The sequence below is a fragment of the Arthrobacter sp. TJ-236 genome, assembly GCF_058269235.1.
Genome location: NZ_JBZCNI010000003.1, coordinates 86,704 through 105,255, shown reverse-complemented (window position 1 = coordinate 105,255; position 18,552 = coordinate 86,704). Strand labels below are relative to the sequence as shown.

Genomic DNA, 18,552 nt, shown 5'->3' with positions numbered 1-18,552 from the left:
CCGCGTACGGGATCGTTGTGACACAGTGACCCTCCGCCCGGCCGACCTGGCCTCGGCGCCGGGTCGTCCCAGTAGTATCGGACAGGACATGCCCGGCTGCAGCACGCCGTTTGCAGGACCGGGGGACGCACTGCGGCAGCTCTGCTGCGGGGCCGAACGGCATAGGGCACCAGCGGAAGGAGGCAGACGGTGGGCATCCTCGACAATGTGGAGCGCGGACTCGAGAAGCTCGTCCGTGGTGCCTTCAGCACGGGCTCGAAGTCGCAGGTACAGCCGCTGGAGATCGCCAGCGCGCTGCGTAAGGAGCTCGACAACCGCTCGCTCGTCCTCTCCCAGGGACGCACCCTCGCGCCGAACGTCTTCACGGCCCGGCTCTCGGACTCCGACTTCGATCTCGCGCAGCAGTGGGGTTCGGCGCTGGCGGAGGAGCTGTGCGATGTGGTCATCGCTCACGTCAACAGCCAGCAGTACAGCCTGCAGGGGCCCGTGCGGGTGTCCTTCGAGCACGATCCCGAGCTCCGTGCGGGCGTGTTCGAGATCGACTCGTCCATCGAGAAGCAAGCCACTCCCCGGCGCCCTGCCACGCCGTCCGCTCCTGCCGCGCCACGACGCCAGCCCACCCGGTACCAGCCGGTGCTCGACCTCGACGGCCGGCGGTACTCCATGAACTCCTCGTCCATCGTCCTCGGTCGCTCGTCCGAGGCGGACATCATGGTGGATGACACCGGTGTCTCACGCCGACACCTCGAGATCCGCGCGACCGACGGCCGCTTCTTCGCCGTCGACCTCGGCTCGACCAATGGCAGCTACGTCAACGGGCAGCGCGTGGACGGCCGCTCCGAACTCACGGACGGCTCCACCATCACGATGGGCCGCTCCCGCATGACGTTCCACCTCGTGACCACGCAGGGCGGAGGGGCGGACCGATGAGCGAAGCCGGAGAACTCACCGTGACGCTCCTGCGCTTCGGGTTCCTGATCCTGCTCTGGGTCCTCGTGCTCAGTACCGTCGGGGCCCTCCGGCGTGATCTCGTGGTCGGCCGCCGCAACAAGGTGGGAACCCCGACGGCCCGGGAGATCCGACGGAACCCGGAGCTCGAGGAGACGCCGCCGCCGGCCCGCGCCGCAGCCCACCGGCTCGTCGTCACCGAAGGACCCCTCGCGGGAACCTCGCTCGATCTCGCGGCCAGTCCCATTCTGCTCGGCCGCGCGCAGGAGGCCACGCTCGTGCTCGAGGACGACTACGCCTCGGGTCGGCACGCACGGCTGTTCCCCCAGGGCAGCCGGTGGTTCATCGAGGACCTCGGGTCGACGAACGGCACCTATCTCGGAGGGGCGCAGCTCACCCGCGCCCTGCCCGTGGAGCCCGGGGTACCCATCAGGATCGGTAAGACGGTCATCGAATTGAGGCCATGAGCGTGCGGCTCGCGCTGAGGTTCGCCGCGCGCTCCGACGTCGGCATGGTGCGCTCCAAGAACGACGATTCGGCCTATGTGGGGCGCTACCTCGCCGTCGTGGCCGACGGTATGGGAGGGCATGCGGGTGGCAACGTGGCGTCCGCGTCCACCGTGCTGGACCTCGTGCACCTCGACCACGCCGATCACGGGGGCGAGGCGGCCACTCACCTCGCCGACGAGATCCAGACCGCCAACTCCCTGCTGTCCGAGCTCGTGTCCACGAACCCTCAGCTCGCGGGCATGGGCACCACCGTCACCGCGCTGCTGCTCGAGGACGGCACGCTGCAGCTGGCGCACATCGGCGACTCCCGGGCGTACCGGCTGAAGAACGGGACGTTCGAGCAGATCTCCCGCGACCACACCTTCGTGCAGCGGCTCATCGACGAGGGGCGACTGAAGCCCGAGGAAGCGGAGATCCACCCGCACAAGAACGTGCTGATGCGGGTCCTGGGTGATGTCGACGCGAGCCCCGAGCTGGACCTCGAGCAGTTCGACGCCGAGGTCGGGGAGCGGTGGCTGCTCTGCTCGGACGGGCTGAACGCCGTACTCCAGGACCGCGTGGTGGAGCAGGTCATGCGCGAGACGCCGGACCTCCGTGACTGCGTGGACACCCTGGTGGAGCTGACGCTCGCGGGCGGGTCCCCGGACAACATCACGATCGCCGTGGTGGAGGTCGTCGAGATGGAGGACGCCGACGCGGCTCCGGCGCCACCGGCGGACCGGGGAACGGGCGAGCGCAGGCCCGGGAAGACCACCGGGAAGAACGCCGCCCCGGCGACGCGGGATCCTGCGCCGCCCGCGGAGATCGACGGGAACGGCGACCTCCCGAGCACGGCCATCCGCGCGGACGTCATCCGGCGTGATCTCATGTCCCGTCCGCACGTGCTCGTGGGATCCGCCGCCCTCGCCACCGAGACCGGTCAGATCCCCATCGTCACGCAGCGCTCCACCGAGCGCCGCGCCGCCATGATGCTCACCCACCGGGCCGACGACGAGCCGGACGACGTCGACGAGGAGACCGGGGCGAGCAAGCGACGCTGGCTGGTGCCCGCGTTCCTGACCCTCATGACCCTGATCCTCATCACGGTGCTGGGGTTGGGGTACACCTGGACCCAGACCCGCTACTACGTTGCGGAGGCGGAGAACCGTGTGGCGATCTACACGGGTGTCCCGCAGCGGGTGGGGCCGCTCGTCCTCAGTGAGCTCTACGAGATGACGGACATCCCCGTGTCGAACCTGCCCGAGTACCAGCGGTCGAGGGTCGCCAACACCCTTCCCGCGGCGAGCCTCGACGAGGCCGAGCGGATCGTCGGCGATCTCCGGAGCGAGCTGCGCGCCGTCGCCTGTGACCCTGCAGCCACGGGCACCGCGACGGCCGGCCCGGACGGCACTCCGTCCGCCAGCCCATCCGGCACACAACCGCCCGCGTCACCCGCCCCCTCGGGAACCGCCGGAACGCCGACGCCGGACGCCACCGCGTCCGTCTCGCCGACCCCGGCCGCGGCAGAGCCGGCTCCTTCCGCGTCGGCCTCGCAGGAGCCCGACGCCGCCGCATCCGCCCTCGACTGCGGAGGTGCAGCCAATGAGTGACGTCCTGACCGTGCCGAGGTCCCGGCGGACCGTGGAACTCTTCCTGCTGGTGATCGCCCTCGCCGTGGCCGTCGGCGCCAACTACCTCGCGGGGATCGGCCGCGAGGAGGCGTTCAACGATTACTTCTGGGCGCAGGCCCTCACGCTCGGACTGATGAGCCTGTTCATCCACGTGATCCTGCGGGTGAAGGCGAAGTATGCCGATCCGGTGATCCTTCCCATCGTCGTCGCGTTGAACGGGATCGGGCTCGCGATGATCCATCGCCTGGACCTCTCGGCCGCCCTGATCAATCCCGAGTTCGCACCGGTGGCTCCCCAGCAGGTGCTGTGGACGGCGGTGGCCATGGGTTCAGCGGCGGTCGGTCTGATCGTCCTGCGGGACCACCGCATCCTGCGCCGCTTCACCTACATCTCGCTGATCGTCAGCGCCGTGCTACTCCTGCTTCCACTCACTCCGCTGGGTCTGGAGATCAACGGCGCTCGCATCTGGATCTCCGTGGGCTTCGGGACGTTCCAACCGGGCGAGATCGCGAAGATCACCCTCGCGATCTTCTTCGCCGGCTACCTGTCCACCAATCGGGACCTGATCCTGCTGGCGGGCAAGAAGATCGGGCCGCTCCAGCTGCCCCGGTTCCGGGACCTCGCGCCCATGGCGGCCGCGTGGCTGGTGAGCATCGGCGTGCTCATCTTCCAGCGCGATCTCGGCTCCTCCATCCTCTTCTTCGGCTTGTTCATGGTCATGATCTACGTGGCGACGAGTCGCGTGAGCTGGGTGTTGATCGGTCTCGCCATGATCGGCGTCGGCGTCTTCGTGGCCCTCGAGCTCTTCAGCCACGTCGCCCTGCGCTTCGACTCGTGGCTGAACGCGTTCTCGCCGGACATCTACGAGCGGGCACCGGGAGGCAGCCGCCAGGTGGTCCAGGGCCTGTTCGGCCTGGCGAACGGTGGCCTGCTCGGCACGGGCTTCGGCGAGGGCCGGCCGGATCTCGTGACATATTCCAACAGCGACATGATCATCGCCGCTCTCGGCGAGGAGCTCGGACTCATCGGGGTCGTCGCCATCGTGATGCTCTACGTCCTCCTCGTGTCCCGGGGGATCAGGGCCGCGCTGGGTACCAAGGACGGGTTCGGGAAGCTGCTCGCCTGCGGGTTGTCCTTCACGATCGCACTGCAGTGTTTCGTGGTGATCGGCGGCATTACGCGCCTCATCCCGCTGACCGGGCTCACCACGCCGTTCATGTCCGCGGGTGGGTCCTCACTGCTGGCAAACTGGCTCATTGTGGGTCTGCTCCTCCTCATCTCGGAGACCGCGCGGCGGCCCGCGCCGACGGCACCCATGAAGGACTCCTTCCCGGAGGCGCTCGGGGTCAGCGGCAAGCCCGTCAAAAAGAAAGCCACGAAGGGGGCCGAGCTGTGAACCAGGCCATCCGGAGCGCGTGGATCGTGGCGATGACCATGTTCGCGCTGGTGCTCGGTTCCCTCACGTACGTCCAATACTTCGCCGCCTCGGAACTCAACGGCAACCCCTGGAACAGCCGCCAGATCTTCGCGGACTTCGACCGTCAGCGCGGTGCCATCCTCGTGGACGGCCGCGCGATCGCCGAGTCCGTGCCCTCGAACGACGAGTTCAACTTCCAGCGTGTGTACGAGGAGCCGGAACTGTACGCGCACCTGACCGGCTACTACTCGCTGTCGCTCGGTTCCACGCAGCTGGAGAATGCTCAGGGCAAAGAGCTGGCCGGTACCAGCAGTTCACTCTTCTACGATCGCGTGGTGCAGCTGTTCTCGGGTGTGGAACCGCAGGGCGCGTCGGTGGAACTCACCATCGACCCGGAGATACAGCGGCTCGCCTTCGATCTCATCCCGGAAGGTCAGCGTGGCTCGATCGTGGTGATGGAACCGGCGACCGGCAACATCCTCGCGATGGTGTCGAAGCCGAGTTTCGATCCCAACCTGCTCTCGGGCCACGACACCGCGATCATCGAACAGAACGTCGCGACCCTCACGGAACAGCCGGGCCTCTCCATCTACGAGAACCCCGCCACGCAGTCACTCATCGCGCCCGGATCGGTGTTCAAGCTGATCGACGCGGCAGCCGCACTCGAATCCGGCGACTACGACGCCGACTCCGAGATTGCGAACCCTCCCGCGCTCGAGTTCCCGGGCATCAACTACACGCTGCCGAACTTCGTTACAGGCCAGTGCGCCACTCGGACGACGGCGGACCTCGAGTTCGCGCTCGAGCAATCCTGCAACACGCCCTTCGCGCAGATCGCACTGGACCTCGGTGAGGAGGCGCTTCGCGACCAAGCGCAGCGGTTCGGTTTCGGCGAGCCCCTCGACATCCCCACGGGTGTGTCCGCGAGCATCTTCCCCACGGATCTCGACGAGCCCGAGCTCGCACAGTCCGCGATCGGTCAGTTCGACACCCGCGTGACGCCGCTGCAGATGGCGATGGTGGTGGCCGCGATCGCGAACGACGGCGAGCAGATGAAGCCCCAGCTCATCAGGTCGGTTCGGGCAGCGGATCTCGAACTGATCGATTCCCCGCAACCCGAGACGCTGCGGGAGTCCGTCAGCGAGGAGACCGCGAACCAGCTCACGGACTGGATGGTCAACGTGGTCGAGAACGGCACGGGCCAGGGGGCACGGATCCCCGGCGTGGACGTGGCCGGGAAGACCGGCACCGCCGAGGTGCCGGGCTCCGGCGACAACGCCTGGTTCACCGGATTCGCTCCCGCGGACGAGCCCCAGGTCGCCGTCTCGATCGTGATGCAGGACGTGGACATCCCCACCGGTCAGCAATTGACCTCACCCAGTGCCAAAAGACTCATGGAAGCGGTGTTGAGCAGATGAGGCCAACGTCAGGCATCACCCTGGGCGGAAGGTTCGAACTGACCGAGCGCATCGCCATCGGCGGCATGGGCGAGGTGTGGAAGGCACGCGACCAGATCCTCGGTCGCATCGTCGCGATCAAGATCCTCAAGGAGGAGTACTCGGGCGATCCCGCGTTCCTCAACCGCTTCCGGGCGGAGGCGCGCCACACGGCGCTCCTCAACCACGAGGGGATCGCCAACGTGTTCGACTACGGCGAGGAGGGCGGCTCGGCCTACCTCGTCATGGAACTCGTGCCGGGGCAGCCCCTGTCCGCCGTGATCGAGAAGGAGCAGGTCCTCTCGCCGGACCGCACGCTGTCGATCGTGGGACAGACCGCCACGGCTCTGGCGGTCGCGCACCGCCAGGGGCTCGTGCACCGCGATGTGAAGCCGGGCAACATCCTCGTGATGCCGGACGACCGCGTGAAGATCACCGACTTCGGGATCGCCCGTCTCGCCGATCAGGTGCCGCTGACTGCCACCGGACAGGTGATGGGAACGGCGCAGTACCTCGCGCCCGAACAGGCCACGGGTCAGCAGGCCACCGGTTCCTCGGACATCTACGCCCTCGGCGTGATCGGCTACGAGCTCCTCGCCGGACGTCGTCCGTTCTCGGGTGAGTCGCAGATCGCCATCGCACTCGCCCAGGTCAACGACGCCCCACCGCCCCTGCCCGAGTCCATTCCCCTACCGGTTCGCGCACTCATCGGCTCGATGCTCGCGAAGGATCCGGCTGACCGGCCCCGTGACGCCGAGGCACTCGCCCGCGCGGTCGAGGCCATCCGTGCCGGGGACATCCGGGCCGCCGAGGCGGCCGTACCCGGCATGCTCGCGTTCTCCGCGGGTGCGGACATCCCCACGGCGGCAGTGCCCCGGCAGGACACCCAGGCGACGACGGCGGTCCCGCCGACCACGACGTCGGCGCTCCCCACGGTCGCGGCCCCGGCCGCGGTGGGCGCCGCGGGCATCGCGGCGTCACGCACCTGGTCCCCCGACGATGCCGACCCGGAGCCCGCAGCGCAGCCCTACCGGCGCGAGGAGGAGAACCGGCGAAGCCCCTGGCTGATCCCGCTGATCGTCCTGCTCCTGCTGGCCCTCGCTGCCATCGCCTTCCTGATCCTCCAGCCGCTGCTCGCAGGCGACGACGGCGACCCCTCGCCCGGGCCTGCCGACACCACGTCCGCCAGTCCGACGCCGACGACGTCCCGCACGGCGTCGCCGTCCTCCTCGCCTTCATCGGCCACTCCGTCATCGAGTCCGAGCACCACCGACGCGGAGGACAACCTGGAGAACGTCTCGCAGGCGAGCTATCAGGGTCGGCAGCTCAATGACGTGACACAGGACCTGGTCGCGCTGGGCTTCGGCGTGAACGCCATCCAGCAGGATTCGTCCGAATCCGACGGAACGGTGATCGCCGTCAACCCCGTCGGTCCGCTGCCTGCCGGTACGACGATCAACGTGACGTATTCTCGCCAGGTCGTGACTGTTCCGGGTCTGACGGGACTCACAACCACCGACGTGGAGCGGCAACTGACAGAACTCGGCCTGCAGCCGGTGAACGCCGGACCCGAACCGTCCCAGCAGCCGGCCGGCACCGTGATCCGCGTCGACCCGGGAGCCGGAGCGGTGATCCCGGTCGGCACCGAGGTCTACTACGTCGTCTCCAGTGGTCCTCAGCCCACCCAGGCCCCCATCACGCCGACGCCCACGCCGGCACCGACGACGCCGTCGGCCTCCCCCTCGGCGACCACCGGCCCATGAGGTACGTCATGGATCACTCCGCGCTTCGGGCAACCGGTCCGTCCGAGGAGGCCAGCTGATGTCCGCCGAGCGCGTCCTCGATGGACGCTACGAGGTCCTCGAACTGATCGGGCGCGGCGGCATGGCCGACGTGCACCTGGGCCGTGATCTGAGGCTCGGGCGCTCGGTCGCCATCAAGGTGCTCCGCCAGGACATGGCCCGCGATCCGCTGTTCCAGTCCCGGTTCCGTCGGGAGGCGCAGGCTGTCGCCGGGCTCAACAACCCGAACATCGTCGCGGTGTACGACACGGGCGAGGAGGAGGTCAGCGACCGCCACCAGCACGAGATGCGCGTCCCCTTCATCGTGATGGAATACGTCCAGGGCCGCACGCTGCGCGACCACGTCCGTGCGGGCGACCTCACGCCCGAAGCGAGCATCGCCCACCTCGTCGGTGTCCTCGGAGCACTCGACTACAGCCACAAGGCAGGGATAGTCCACCGGGACATCAAACCGGCCAACGTCATGATCACGCCCGAGGGCATGGTCAAGGTGATGGACTTCGGCATCGCCCGTGCCATGGCCGACTCGCAAGCCACCATGACCCAGACCCAGGCCGTGCTCGGCACCGCGCAGTACCTCTCACCCGAGCAGGCACGCGGCGAGACGGTGGACACCCGCAGCGACCTCTACTCGGCCGGCTGCCTCCTGTTCGAGCTCCTGACGGGCAGGCCGCCGTTCATCGGTGACAGCCCGGTGTCCGTGGCCTATCAGCACGTGCGGGAGGAACCGCCACTGGCCAGCAGCCTCAACCCCGCCGTGACCCCGGCAGTGGACTCCGTGATCTCGAAGGCGTTGCGGAAGGACCGTGAGGACCGCTTCCAGACCGCCGCGGCCTTCCGGTCGGCACTGCTCGACGCCGGTCGGGGCATCGCCCTGCCGGGAGCCGCCGCACCCACCGAGGCGATGGACCTCCAGGATCCCCGCACCCGATCGATGACGCGCGGAGCGGTGCTGGGAGCCGCAGGAGCGGGAGCCGCCGTCGGTGCCGCGGCGTTCGCGGACGGGGATCCGCGGACCCGGGCCATGGACAGGGTGGCGGCCGAGCGCGCCCTCCCGGTCGCGCCGCTCCCGGACACCGATCACCACGAGGAGGACTACGACGTCCTCGGCGGCGCACGGGGCGACGACCGCGACCGCCGCGACGAGAAGCGGCGTTCGTCGTCGCGCGCCGCCTGGATCACCGTGTTCTTCATCATCGTCCTCGCCGTCCTCGGCGGCGGGTACGTGGTCCTCACGAGTCTCGGCGACAACGAAACAGCGCAGGAGGTCACGGACGTCACCGTCCCCGAGCTCACGAACCTCACGGAGGCGGACGCGATCGACCTCATCGAGGACGCCGGACTGAACTCGTCGACCGACGAGGCCTTCAACAGCACCGTCGAGGAGGGGAACGTCATCAGCTCGGACCCGGCGGCCGGAGCGTCCGTGGCTCCCGGTACCCGCGTGAACCTCGTGCTGTCGCTCGGTCCGGCGAACGTGCAGGTTCCGGAAAGCCTCATCGGCATGACCGAATCCTCGGCCCGCGACGCCCTCGAGGGCCTGAACCTCCGCGGTGGAACCGTGGAGGAGGAGAACAGCGCGACGGTCGAGGAGGGCCGGGTCATCAGCACGGATCCCCAGGTGGGCGGCTCAGCGCCGTCCGGCAGTACCGTGAACCTGGTGCTCTCCACGGGCCAGGTGACGGTCCCGCTGCTCACCGACCTCACGGTCCCCCAGGCGGAGCTGCTCCTGAACGATCCCGCGGTGCAGCTTCCCTACCGGATCGACGAGGAGGAGAACAGCGTCGTCACGCCGGGGACCATCACCAATCAGTCACGGCCCGCCCAGTCCTCCGTGGACCAGGGCACGGAGATCGTCCTGACGATCGCGGTTGCGCCGGAGCAGCCCATCGCACCTCCCAGCCCTACGCCGGACCCCGAGAACCCCGAGACCCCGGAGGACCCCGAGCCGGGGAACGGCGGCGGCAACGGCGGCGGGAACGGCAACGGCAACGGCAACGGCAACGGCAACGGCAACGGCANCACCTCCCAGCCCTACGCCGGACCCCGAGAACCCCGAGACCCCGGAGGACCCCGAGCCGGGGAACGGCGGCGGCAACGGCGGCGGGAACGGCAACGGCAACGGCAACGGCAACGGCAACGGCAACGGCAACGGCAACGGATCCAACCCGCGCCCCACCGAAGGGGACGATTAGCGGGCGATGAGCGGGCTCAGCCCGGCGGCCTTCTCGGCGGCGCCGACGAGTCCCAGGGACTCGAGCCAGGTGCCGAGCATCTGGTAGCCCCCCTCGGTCAGCACGGACTCCGGATGGAACTGCACGCCGGTGAGAGGCGCGGTGCGGTGCTCGAGCCCCATGATGATGCCGCTCGCTGTCCGGGCGGTGACCGTGAGGTCGGCGGGGATGTCGTCGCTCACGGCGGCGAGCGAGTGGTACCTCGTGGCTGTGACGGGGGAGGGTAGGCCTGCGAAGACGCTCGTCCCGTCGTGCTCCACGAGGGACGTCTTGCCGTGCATGAGTTCCGGGGCATGCGTGACCGTACCCCCGAACGCCTCGGCGAGGGCCTGGTGCCCGAGGCAGACCCCGAGCATGGGCTTGCTCTCCTGCCCGCACCAGCGGATGAGGTCCACGCAGACCCCGGCCTCGGCGGGCGTGCCCGGACCGGGGGAGATGAGGACGCCGTCGCGCGATGCCGCCATCTCCTCGGCCTCCGCGAGGGTGAGGTCGTCGTTCCTCACCACCGTCGTCTCGGCGCCGAGTTCCTGCAGGTATCCCACCAGGGTGTAGACGAAGCTGTCGTAGTTGTCCACGACGAGTATGCGCGTGCTGTCAGTCATGAGTCAGGAAGAACCAATCGTCGAATCCGTCAGGGGGTTGAACTGGGAGATCCAGGGGAACACGAAGACCATCAACAGGGTGACGGCCACGAGGACGAGCATCACCGAGAGGATGATGCGCACCCAGAGGGGCCCGGGCAGGGCACGGAAGATCCAGCCGTACATCGTGCCTACGCCTGCCCGGCGGCGCGCGCCACCTGGTCGGCGATCTCCGCCGGCGGTCCGGCGTCGATCGGCCGCCACGACTCCAGCACCGAGTACGCGATGATGCGCTCCTGCGCCCCGAAGCGCGGGTTGCAGCTCGTGAGGGTCAGGATCCTGTCCACCGGCTCGGCCGCGGGCTGTGTGGGTACGGGGGCGATCACGTCCACGCGGTCGGGCAGCACGATCTCGGTGTTCCGGAACACGTACGTGTAGTAGCCGTCGCGCGTCTGAACGTACACGCGGTCCCCGGGGACCAGCGTGTGGATCTGGTCGAGGACCTGCCCGTGGGTCTGCCTGTGCCCGGCGAGCGCGAAGTTGCCCACCTCACCAGGAGCGCCGGTCCCCGGGTAGTGGCCGAGCCCCAGGTTGTCCAACACGTCCGCGCCGACTCCCGCCGTGACCGGTCGCGAGTAGTTCTCGCCGAAGCGGGGGATGTACACGACGCCGAAGGTCCCCGTGAGGTCTGACTGTGCGAGCACCGGGGGATCGCCGAAGTCCTCGGGGGCGGTCGCGGCGCCGTCGGTCGTCTCCGGTGCAGGGGCAGGCACCACCGGCGGAACGTCCGCGAAGAACTCCTCGAGGGCCTGGCCCTGCTTGATGTCCGAATCGATGTTCGTCCACCACAGCTCCCAGCCGACGAAGAGCAGCAGCACCACCCCGACGGTGATCAGCAGCTCACCCACCACCTGACTGATGACCTGCAAGGGAGTACGACGGCGGCGGGTGCGGGGAGGACGGACACCGGGGGTGCGCGGAGCGGTGTCGAGTGCCGAGGATCCCACTGCCACTCCTGTCCGCCGGGCCTGCGCCGACGGCGGGGCGTTCCTGGCTAGAATCGAGGGGAGAACCGGGCCGTCGGGCGATGTTCCCCTCAGGATACCTGCGGGGAGGGCAACGCCCCGAGCGGCCCGTCTGACCATCGGCGCCGCTGACTCCCAGCGGTGCCCTGTCGAGGAGAAATCGTGCCCGAGTCGAAGCCCCGCAAGAAAGCAGCGTCCGCGGCTCCCGCCGTGAAGTCCTCGCAGCCCAAGCCGAACCCCGTCTGGTACAAACCGGTGATGTTCGGTCTGATGATCATCGGACTGCTGTGGATCATCACGTTCTACATCTCGGAGTCACTGCTACCCGTGGCCGCCTGGGGGTCGTGGAACATCCTCGTCGGCTTCGGCATCGCGATCGTCGGCTTCCTCATGACCACGCGCTGGCGCTGACCGAGCCACCAGTAGGGCGCGCTTCGCGCCCCCACCTTGGTTCCTCCGGCACAATGGCGCGGTGACGATAGTCGTTGAGGCCGACGCTGCCGATGAGGACAGCGGATCCGCCAACCGTTCCCGAGGGTCTGCGCGCCCGTCCCTCCTCCCGACCGGGCACGGCCACCGACGCCGGGACATCCAGGGCCTGCGAGCTGTCGCCGTCCTCCTGGTGGTCGTCTACCACCTCGTGCCCGAACTCCTGCCCGGTGGCTTCGTCGGCGTCGACGTCTTCTTCGTCATCTCGGGTTACCTGATCATCGGCTCCCTGGCGAAGGAGGCGATCACGTCCGGCCGGATCGACCTCGCCGCCTTCTACCGCCGGCGCATCAGGCGCCTCATCCCGGCCGCCACTGTTGTCCTCTCGCTCACCACGCTGGTGAGCCTCGCCGTCCTGCCCGCGAACAGGTGGGCGCAGCTCGCGCGGGACGCAGCAGCCTCGGCGCTGCAGGTGCAGAACTGGAATCTCGCCCTCGGCTCCACGAGTTACGAACAGGCCGGCGGTCCGGTGTCGATCTTCCAGCACTTCTGGTCGCTCGCGGTGGAGGAACAGTTCTACCTCGTGATGCCACTGCTCATCCTCCTCGTGGTGGTGACCATCCGGTCCGGCCGCGGCGGTGACCTCCGACGGCGACGCCGCCTCATCCTCACCACCCTCACCCTCGTGGCCGTGGCCTCCCTGATTCACTCCGTCGTGTGGTCGGCGACAGCACCGGACATCGCCTACTTCGCCACCACCACCAGGCTCTGGGAGCTCCTCGCCGGCGGCATCCTCGCCATCCTCGCCCCGCGGGTGGGCGCGCGGGGCCGGCCTCGCCGTCGTGGCCGGCGGCCTCCTCATCGGGTGGAGCGCGGCCACCTACACGACCGCCCTGGCCTTCCCGGGATGGGTGGCCGCCGTACCGGTCGCGGGTGCTCTGCTCGTGCTCTGGGCCGGGTCCGTCCCCGCGGGGGGTCCGGGGCGGCTCCTCGCCCTCCGGCCCGTCGTCTTCGTCGGCGACATCTCGTACTCCCTCTACCTGTGGCACTGGCCGGTCATCGTGCTGTACCTGTTCGTCGCCGACCGCGCAGCGGGACACATCGACGCGGTCGTGATCCTGCTGCTCTCGGTGGGTCTGGCGTGGGTGAGCACGCGCTACGTGGAACTGCCCCTGAATCGCGCACGGACCTCGGGCCGGCGAACCCTCGGTTCAGGCTCTCCGGGCCGCGAACTGAAGCGGTACTCGTACGTCCTCGGGGCGGGCATGCTCGTGCTCTCGCTCACCGCGGCCGCCCTGCCCTGGGGTCTGATCACGCTGAAGAGCAGTCGCGAGATCATCGGCACCCTCGATCCCGTCCTGTATCCCGGAGCGGCGGCATGGGACCAGGAACCGGGACCGGACGCGCCGATCCGGCCCGATGCTGCCGTGGCGTTCGAGGACCAGAACGTCCTCGCGGGGAACGGATGCCTGCTCTGGGATCCCGAGGAGATGGCGGCGGACGAGTGCCGCTTCGGAGCCGCCGACGGCGGATCACGCGCCGTGCTGGTCGGGGACTCGCACGCGGCGCAGTTCATGACCCCGCTGGACGCCGTTCTCGGGCAGGAGGGCTTCGCCCTCGACGTCCAGGTGAGGAACGGTTGTCCGTTCAATGCGGAGCCCCTCGGGAGCAATGGGGCCTACTTCCAGGACTGCATCGAGCGGAACCAGCTGACGCTCGAGGGACTCCTCGCCGATCCTCCCGACATGGTGATCACCAGCAACCTGCGGCCTGCGGGGTACGAACGTGAGCTGTCGTGGTCCTGGCAGGATCGGGAGGCCACGATCGAGGGCTACCGTGCCCTGTGGCAGCCCCTCGTCGACGCCGGGATCGACGTCCGCGTCATCACGGACTCGCCCCTGCCCTCCCGGCCCGCGCCCGAGTGCGTGGCATCCGCGGACGACGTCGCCGCGGAGTGTGTCGACCGCTCGGAGGAGGTCGCGTCCCAGGACCCGATGCTCGAGGCGGCGGGCGGCCTCGAGGGCGTGACCGTCGTCGACCTCTCGTCGTCCTTCTGCCGTGACGGGGCCTGCCCCTACGTGATCGGTAATCTGCTCGTCTACCGCGACAACCACATCAGCGACACCTACGCGTTGTCCCTGGCCGAGCCGCTCCGCAGGTCGCTCTTCGGCTTCTGACAGACGAAGCGGCCTGTCGGCGATGTGCACAGCGTGTGCACGAAGTTATCCACAGCTGTGCACATGATTGTTGATGCTTCATGCGAAACCGGGCGATTCCGCGCCTACGTTATCCACATCTGTGGAATTACATGTGTGTAAGTTGTCCCCGATGTGGATAAACCCTGTGGACAACCGCCACCAGCGCCCGGTCCACACAGCACGAGGGCCGGTACATGTGTACCGGCCCTCGTGATGGGGTTGACCAGGGGTCAGAACGCGGTCAGAACGGCAGGAGCGCCACTCCGAGCGCCGTCAGCGCCACGAGCCCCACCCCGACGCCGCCGATCCCGAACCACTGGGTGCGCGCCTGTCGGGCACCGCGAGGGGCGTAGGCGATCGCGGTGGCACACGCAGCGCCGGCGACGAGACCGCCGAGGTGGGCCTGCCACGCGACGTTCGGCACGATGAAGCCGAGCACCGCGTTGATCGCGATCAGCACCACGATCTGCCGTACGTCCCCACCCCGCTTGCGCTGGATGATGAACAGCGCCCCGAAGAGCCCGAACACCGCGCCCGATGCTCCGACCACGTACTGTCCGGGGTTGCTGAGCAACAGCACCCCGATGGACCCGCCGAGCGCGGACAGGAGGTAGAGCGTCAGGAAGCGAGCCCGTCCCATGGCCGGCTCGAGCTCACGCCCCAGGATGAACAGGGCGTACATGTTGAAGCCGATGTGCACGATCGAGCCCGGCGAGTGGAGGAACGCCGCCGTCAGCATGCGCCAGGGCTCCGCGGGGAGCCCGGCGGAGGCGACCCCCGCGGTGTCGACGGGCCGGTAGGCGAACACCTGGATGAACCCGGGGATCACCATCTGGAGCAGGAAGACGACGACGCACAGCCCGATCAGGGTGTACGTGACGATCGGTGTGCCCCCGCGCGCGACTCCGCCGAACGCGTTCTTCCGGACCGGCGCGTTGGCGGCCTGCTCGCGGACGCAGTCCACGCACTGGAAGCCGACGGCGGCAGGACGCTGGCAGTCGGCGCACGCCGGCCTGCCACACCGCTGGCACCGCACGTAGCTGACGCGGTCGGGGTGCCGCGGGCAGACCGGCGCCTGCTCACTGCCGGCGTCGGGCGCGGGGACTCCGTAGGACATTCGGTTAGAGCTGTTCCACGGTGATGCTCTCGATGACGACGTCCTCGAGGGGCTTGTCCCTTCCGTCCGTGGGGATGGAGTTGAGCTTGTCGACGACGGCGCGTGATTCCTCGTCGGTCACGTCACCGAAGATGGTGTGCTTGCCCTGGAGCCAGGTGGTGGGCACGGAGGTGATGAAGAACTGCGAGCCGTTGGTGCCGCGGCCGCCCTGCAGGCCAGCATTGGCCATGGCGAGCTTGTAGGGCTCGTTGAACGTGAGGTCGGGGTTGATCTCGTCGTCGAACTTGTAGCCGGGGCCACCGATGCCCTGGCCGAGGGGATCGCCGCCCTGGATCATGAAGTCCTTGATGATGCGGTGGAAGATGGTCCCGTTGTACAGGGGTGCGTCCGTCTCCTCACCGGTCTGCGGGTGTGTCCAGGTGATCTCGCCCGTGGCGAGGCCCACGAAGTTGTTGACCGTCTTCGGGGCGTGGTTCCCGAACAGGTTCACCTTGATGGTGCCCTGGCTCGTCGTGATGGTCGCGTGTGCGGTTGGGATAGCAGTCATGGGGCCATTGTTCCACGGTGCTCCTGACAATCCGCTGGACCGCAGCCATTCCGCGCACAGTGAAACCGGGTGCAGAGGAGGTGTTCCGGCCCCTGCTCGCAATAGCACGGTCTGCACTTGCCACGTAGGCTGATGAGGACGAGCAACCATCCCCTGGAGGTTTTTGTGAAGAAGAACGATCGCATGACGCACGAGCTCGAGGAAGGGTTCGCCGCCGGACTGGCCGCCGGACTGTCCACCAATGTCGCGGCCGCGCAGACGTGGGCACAGCCTCACGTGAGTGCCGCGCATACCTGGGCGCAGCCTCACATGAGTGCCGCGCAGACCTGGGCGCAGCCCCACGTGGATTCGGCCTACGGCTGGGCCAAGCCGCGCCTCGAGAAGGGGCTCGAGACGGCCATGCCCGCGCTTCAGGACACCGTCCGCAAGGCATCCGAGGGTATCTCGGGCGGCATCGCCGTCGTCACGCCGAAGATCCAGAACGGAATCGACAAGGTGGGGCCGAAGATCACGCAGGTCATCGACGAGACCACCCCGAAGATCCAGGGCACCCTCGACAAGGCGGCGCCCGCGATCACCTCGGCGAAGGCGAAGGTCGTGGACGATTACCTGCCCGCACTGTCGTCCAAGCTCGGCGAAGCCGCTGACAGCGCATCCCGTTCCCTGGCCTCCGCGACCGTCCACCCCACGGTCGAGAAGGCGGTCACGAAGGTGACGGGCGACAAGAAAGCCGTGAAGAAGGCCCGGAAGCACCTCGTCGCCGTCGCGCAGCAGGCCTCCAAGGACCTCGGCAAGAGCAAGAAGCGGTCCTCCGGCAAGGGGTGGCTGGTCTTCGGTGTCATCGCCGCGGCCGTCGTCGCCGTCGTCGCCGCCTGGCGGGCGTCCAAGCCCGTCGAGGATCCCTGGAAGACCCCCGCACCGATCAAGGCGAACCCTGCACCGGTCTCGAGCCAGAAGTCGCAGGAAGCCAAGGAGGTGGTGGCGTCGATCAAGGAGGCCGCCGACCGCGCGGCCAAGAGCGACGAGACCGCGTCGACGACCCCGGCTGCGGAAGCGACCCAGAGCGTCGCCGACAAGGCGAAGGACGTCACCGATTCGGCGAAGCACGCAGCCAAGCCCGGCGACACCGCCTGAGACCCCGCCGCGGCACCCCGTTGACGCCTCCGGGCTCGCGGAATCCGTCGTGAACCGGCAGTACGGATAGACACGGACGAAGACCCCCGGCTCCTGCCGGGGGTCTTCGTCCGTTCCGGCCTCAGTCGGCGCCGAGTGGCGGGGTCGCAGCGACCCCCGGTTCGTCGCGCAGCGCGCGGCTCCGCCGTCGCTGCTGACCACGGATGACGACGGCCAGGCCGACGAGGATCAGAGCGAGCCCGGCATAGGTGGCGGCCGGGAGCTTCTCGTCGAGGAAGACCGCCGCAAGAATCGCCGCGCCCGGGATCTCGAGGAGGATGATCATGGACACGACGAGCGGGCTCATCACCGCGAGGAGGTGGTTGAACACCGAGTGGCCCATGATCTGCGCCATGAGCGTCACGGCGACGATGCCGAGCCACGCCGCGGGCGTGAAGCCCACGAGAGGCTGACCCGCCACCGCACAGAATCCGAGCAGGATCACCGCGCATGCACCGTAGCAGAGCGTGGTGTAGGTCCCGGTGGAGAGCGTGCGTCGAGCAGCGGCGCCGGCCATCTGGTAGACGGCGGCCAGCGCCCCGCCCGCTAGAGCGAGGACATCCCCGAGGAGCGCGTCCCGGGACAGCGAGAGATCGAACCCGGTGATCACCACGACGCCGACGAAGGCCACCCCGAGACCCACCACCACCGCGCGGTGCGGGCGCGAGCCGAGAAGGGCGTCGAACAACGCTATCCAGGCGACCTGCAGGCAGACGAGTGCCGTCGCGGCGGCGACGGACGTGAGCTTGAGCGCCGTGATGAAGCAGGCGAAATGCAGGGCGAGCGCCACTGCGGCAACAGCGAGCCGGCGCAGATCCGCGCGGCCGAGAGCAGCGAACTCAGCCCTCTTCGATACCGCGGCGGGGACGCCCATGAGCACCGCCCCGAGCAGGTTGCGCCAGAACGCGATGGCCAGCACCGGCGCCGCGGTGGCGGCCATGATGGGACCCGAGGCGGACACCCCGATGACGCCGAGGACCGACAGGAAGATGATCACCCGGGCAACAGTAGTGCACCCCGGGACGGCGGCCCGGAGGAATCAGGTGGTCCCGGAGACGACGAAAGCCCCGGCCTGTGGCCGGGGCTTTCCCCTTCGGTGGAGGCACGGGGACTCGAACCCCGAACCCCCTGCTTGCAAAGCAGGTGCGCTACCAATTGCGCCATGCCCCCGAACGGACCGCTTCCGGCTTTCTCACCGGATGGGCCCTAGCGAGCTATGTCGTCCGTCGCGTTGCTCCAGACGCTCTTGCTCTTCTCTGAATCCTGCCACCGCTTGTACACGAGGACACCTGCTGAAACCGCTGCTGCGATGAGCAACCTTTTCATGAGCGTCTCCTAGCGCGACCTGCGTGTGATGGATCCGTGGGCGTACCAGGACTTGAACCTGGGACCTCTTCGTTATCAGCGAAGCGCTCTAACCGCCTGAGCTATACGCCCCGATACCTCTTCGGGCCGAGACACGACTTTACAGTAGTGCTTCAGCGATCCCCAAATCCTCGCGGGGCCGCTGCCGGCTCGAAGCGGTC

Annotated in this window: 16 protein-coding genes, 2 tRNA genes and 2 pseudogenes; 11 read left to right on the top strand and 9 right to left on the bottom strand. The window is 68.6% G+C overall.

Annotated elements, in window-relative coordinates; all coding sequences use genetic code 11:
- Positions 1-189: 189 nt before the first annotated feature.
- From AC4D16_RS12695 to pknB, 7 genes and pseudogenes are all read left to right on the top strand, one after another.
- A complete protein-coding gene (locus AC4D16_RS12695; protein WP_490949867.1) occupies positions 190-930 on the top strand; it encodes an FHA domain-containing protein in 741 nt (246 codons plus the stop codon).
- Complete coding sequence (locus AC4D16_RS12690; protein WP_490949868.1) at positions 927-1,415, top strand: FHA domain-containing protein FhaB/FipA; 489 nt, start codon at positions 927-929, stop codon at positions 1,413-1,415. Before AC4D16_RS12695 ends, AC4D16_RS12690 begins: the two co-directional genes overlap by 4 nt.
- Positions 1,412-3,046, top strand: coding sequence for a PP2C family protein-serine/threonine phosphatase (locus tag AC4D16_RS12685; RefSeq protein ID WP_490955261.1), 1,635 nt, complete (start codon positions 1,412-1,414; stop codon positions 3,044-3,046). The genes AC4D16_RS12690 and AC4D16_RS12685 overlap by 4 nt, the downstream gene beginning before the upstream one ends.
- Positions 3,039-4,463 (top strand): FtsW/RodA/SpoVE family cell cycle protein, encoded by a 1,425-nt coding sequence (locus AC4D16_RS12680; RefSeq protein WP_490949870.1) that lies wholly within the window; start codon positions 3,039-3,041, stop codon positions 4,461-4,463. The genes AC4D16_RS12685 and AC4D16_RS12680 overlap by 8 nt, the downstream gene beginning before the upstream one ends.
- Positions 4,460-5,902 carry a peptidoglycan D,D-transpeptidase FtsI family protein gene (locus tag AC4D16_RS12675; protein WP_490955260.1) on the top strand — a complete coding sequence of 481 codons (1,443 nt, stop codon included), beginning with the start codon at positions 4,460-4,462 and terminating at the stop codon, positions 5,900-5,902. Before AC4D16_RS12680 ends, AC4D16_RS12675 begins: the two co-directional genes overlap by 4 nt.
- Positions 5,899-7,683: a protein kinase domain-containing protein gene (locus AC4D16_RS12670; protein WP_490955259.1), complete on the top strand. Its 1,785-nt coding sequence runs from the start codon at positions 5,899-5,901 to the stop codon at positions 7,681-7,683. Before AC4D16_RS12675 ends, AC4D16_RS12670 begins: the two co-directional genes overlap by 4 nt.
- A 58-nt stretch (positions 7,684-7,741) precedes the next feature.
- Positions 7,742-9,664 (top strand): annotated as a pseudogene (pknB, locus tag AC4D16_RS12665) (Stk1 family PASTA domain-containing Ser/Thr kinase); the annotation flags it as partial.
- A gap of 249 nt (positions 9,665-9,913) precedes the next feature.
- On the opposite strand, the gene AC4D16_RS12660 reads toward pknB, so the two are convergent.
- Genes AC4D16_RS12660 through AC4D16_RS12650 form a run of 3 tightly spaced genes read right to left on the bottom strand, consistent with a single transcriptional unit; the run spans position 9,914 to position 11,550 of the window.
- A complete protein-coding gene (locus AC4D16_RS12660; protein WP_490955258.1) occupies positions 9,914-10,558 on the bottom strand; it encodes an aminodeoxychorismate/anthranilate synthase component II in 645 nt (214 codons plus the stop codon).
- A gap of 3 nt (positions 10,559-10,561) precedes the next feature.
- Entirely contained in the window at positions 10,562-10,723 is a 162-nt protein-coding gene (locus tag AC4D16_RS12655) for a hypothetical protein (protein ID WP_490955257.1), read from the bottom strand.
- A 5-nt stretch (positions 10,724-10,728) separates the two neighbouring features.
- A complete protein-coding gene (locus tag AC4D16_RS12650; RefSeq protein WP_490949876.1) occupies positions 10,729-11,550 on the bottom strand; it encodes a class E sortase in 822 nt (273 codons plus the stop codon).
- A 174-nt stretch (positions 11,551-11,724) separates the two neighbouring features.
- On the opposite strand from AC4D16_RS12650, the gene AC4D16_RS12645 reads away from it, so the two are divergent.
- The 3 genes and pseudogenes from AC4D16_RS12645 to AC4D16_RS12635 all read left to right on the top strand — a co-directional run bounded on the left by AC4D16_RS12645 (position 11,725) and on the right by AC4D16_RS12635 (position 14,168).
- A complete protein-coding gene (locus AC4D16_RS12645; RefSeq protein WP_490949877.1) occupies positions 11,725-11,973 on the top strand; it encodes a cell division protein CrgA in 249 nt (82 codons plus the stop codon).
- A 61-nt stretch (positions 11,974-12,034) separates the two neighbouring features.
- Positions 12,035-12,763 (top strand): annotated as a pseudogene (locus tag AC4D16_RS12640) (acyltransferase family protein); the annotation flags it as partial.
- Positions 12,764-12,833: 70 nt separating this feature from the next.
- Positions 12,834-14,168 (top strand): acyltransferase family protein, encoded by a 1,335-nt coding sequence (locus AC4D16_RS12635; protein ID WP_490955256.1) that lies wholly within the window; start codon positions 12,834-12,836, stop codon positions 14,166-14,168.
- 262 nt (positions 14,169-14,430) lie between these two features.
- Here the strand turns inward: AC4D16_RS12635 and AC4D16_RS12630 are convergent, their stop codons facing one another.
- Together AC4D16_RS12630 and AC4D16_RS12625 are read right to left on the bottom strand one after the other, a co-directional pair.
- Positions 14,431-15,306, bottom strand: a complete 876-nt coding sequence (locus tag AC4D16_RS12630; protein ID WP_490955255.1) for a rhomboid family intramembrane serine protease — start codon at positions 15,304-15,306, stop codon at positions 14,431-14,433.
- Positions 15,307-15,310: 4 nt separating this feature from the next.
- Positions 15,311-15,853 (bottom strand): peptidylprolyl isomerase, encoded by a 543-nt coding sequence (locus AC4D16_RS12625; protein WP_490949880.1) that lies wholly within the window; start codon positions 15,851-15,853, stop codon positions 15,311-15,313.
- 165 nt (positions 15,854-16,018) lie between these two features.
- Between AC4D16_RS12625 and AC4D16_RS12620 the strand changes: the two genes are divergently transcribed.
- Entirely contained in the window at positions 16,019-16,987 is a 969-nt protein-coding gene (locus tag AC4D16_RS12620) for a hypothetical protein (RefSeq protein ID WP_490955254.1), read from the top strand.
- A 121-nt stretch (positions 16,988-17,108) separates the two neighbouring features.
- On the opposite strand, the gene AC4D16_RS12615 is transcribed toward AC4D16_RS12620, so the two are convergent.
- The 4 genes from AC4D16_RS12615 to AC4D16_RS12600 all read right to left on the bottom strand — a co-directional run bounded on the left by AC4D16_RS12615 (position 17,109) and on the right by AC4D16_RS12600 (position 18,463).
- Entirely contained in the window at positions 17,109-18,023 is a 915-nt protein-coding gene (locus tag AC4D16_RS12615; RefSeq protein WP_490955253.1) for a DMT family transporter, read from the bottom strand.
- Positions 18,024-18,123: 100 nt separating this feature from the next.
- Positions 18,124-18,196: transfer RNA gene (locus tag AC4D16_RS12610), tRNA-Ala, on the bottom strand.
- 36 nt (positions 18,197-18,232) lie between these two features.
- The gene (locus tag AC4D16_RS12605; RefSeq protein WP_490955252.1) at positions 18,233-18,352 is read right to left on the bottom strand and encodes a DLW-39 family protein; all 120 of its coding nucleotides are present in this window, start codon (positions 18,350-18,352) and stop codon (positions 18,233-18,235) included.
- A 37-nt stretch (positions 18,353-18,389) separates the two neighbouring features.
- A tRNA-Ile gene (locus AC4D16_RS12600) sits at positions 18,390-18,463 on the bottom strand.
- Positions 18,464-18,552: the final 89 nt, after the last annotated feature.

Excerpts from the sequence above, each read along its gene's own strand:
- AC4D16_RS12690 (WP_490949868.1), top strand. The coding sequence starts at position 927 with ATGAGCGAAGCCGGAGAACTCACCGTGACGCTCCTGCGCTTCGGGTTC.
- AC4D16_RS12685 (WP_490955261.1), top strand. The coding sequence starts at position 1,412 with ATGAGCGTGCGGCTCGCGCTGAGGTTCGCCGCGCGCTCCGACGTCGGC.
- AC4D16_RS12680 (WP_490949870.1), top strand. The coding sequence starts at position 3,039 with ATGAGTGACGTCCTGACCGTGCCGAGGTCCCGGCGGACCGTGGAACTC.
- AC4D16_RS12670 (WP_490955259.1), top strand. The coding sequence starts at position 5,899 with ATGAGGCCAACGTCAGGCATCACCCTGGGCGGAAGGTTCGAACTGACC.
- AC4D16_RS12660 (WP_490955258.1), bottom strand. The coding sequence starts at position 10,558 with ATGACTGACAGCACGCGCATACTCGTCGTGGACAACTACGACAGCTTC.
- AC4D16_RS12655 (WP_490955257.1), bottom strand. The coding sequence starts at position 10,723 with ATGTACGGCTGGATCTTCCGTGCCCTGCCCGGGCCCCTCTGGGTGCGC.
- AC4D16_RS12630 (WP_490955255.1), bottom strand. The coding sequence starts at position 15,306 with ATGTCCTACGGAGTCCCCGCGCCCGACGCCGGCAGTGAGCAGGCGCCG.
- AC4D16_RS12625 (WP_490949880.1), bottom strand. The coding sequence starts at position 15,853 with ATGACTGCTATCCCAACCGCACACGCGACCATCACGACGAGCCAGGGC.
- AC4D16_RS12605 (WP_490955252.1), bottom strand. The coding sequence starts at position 18,352 with ATGAAAAGGTTGCTCATCGCAGCAGCGGTTTCAGCAGGTGTCCTCGTG.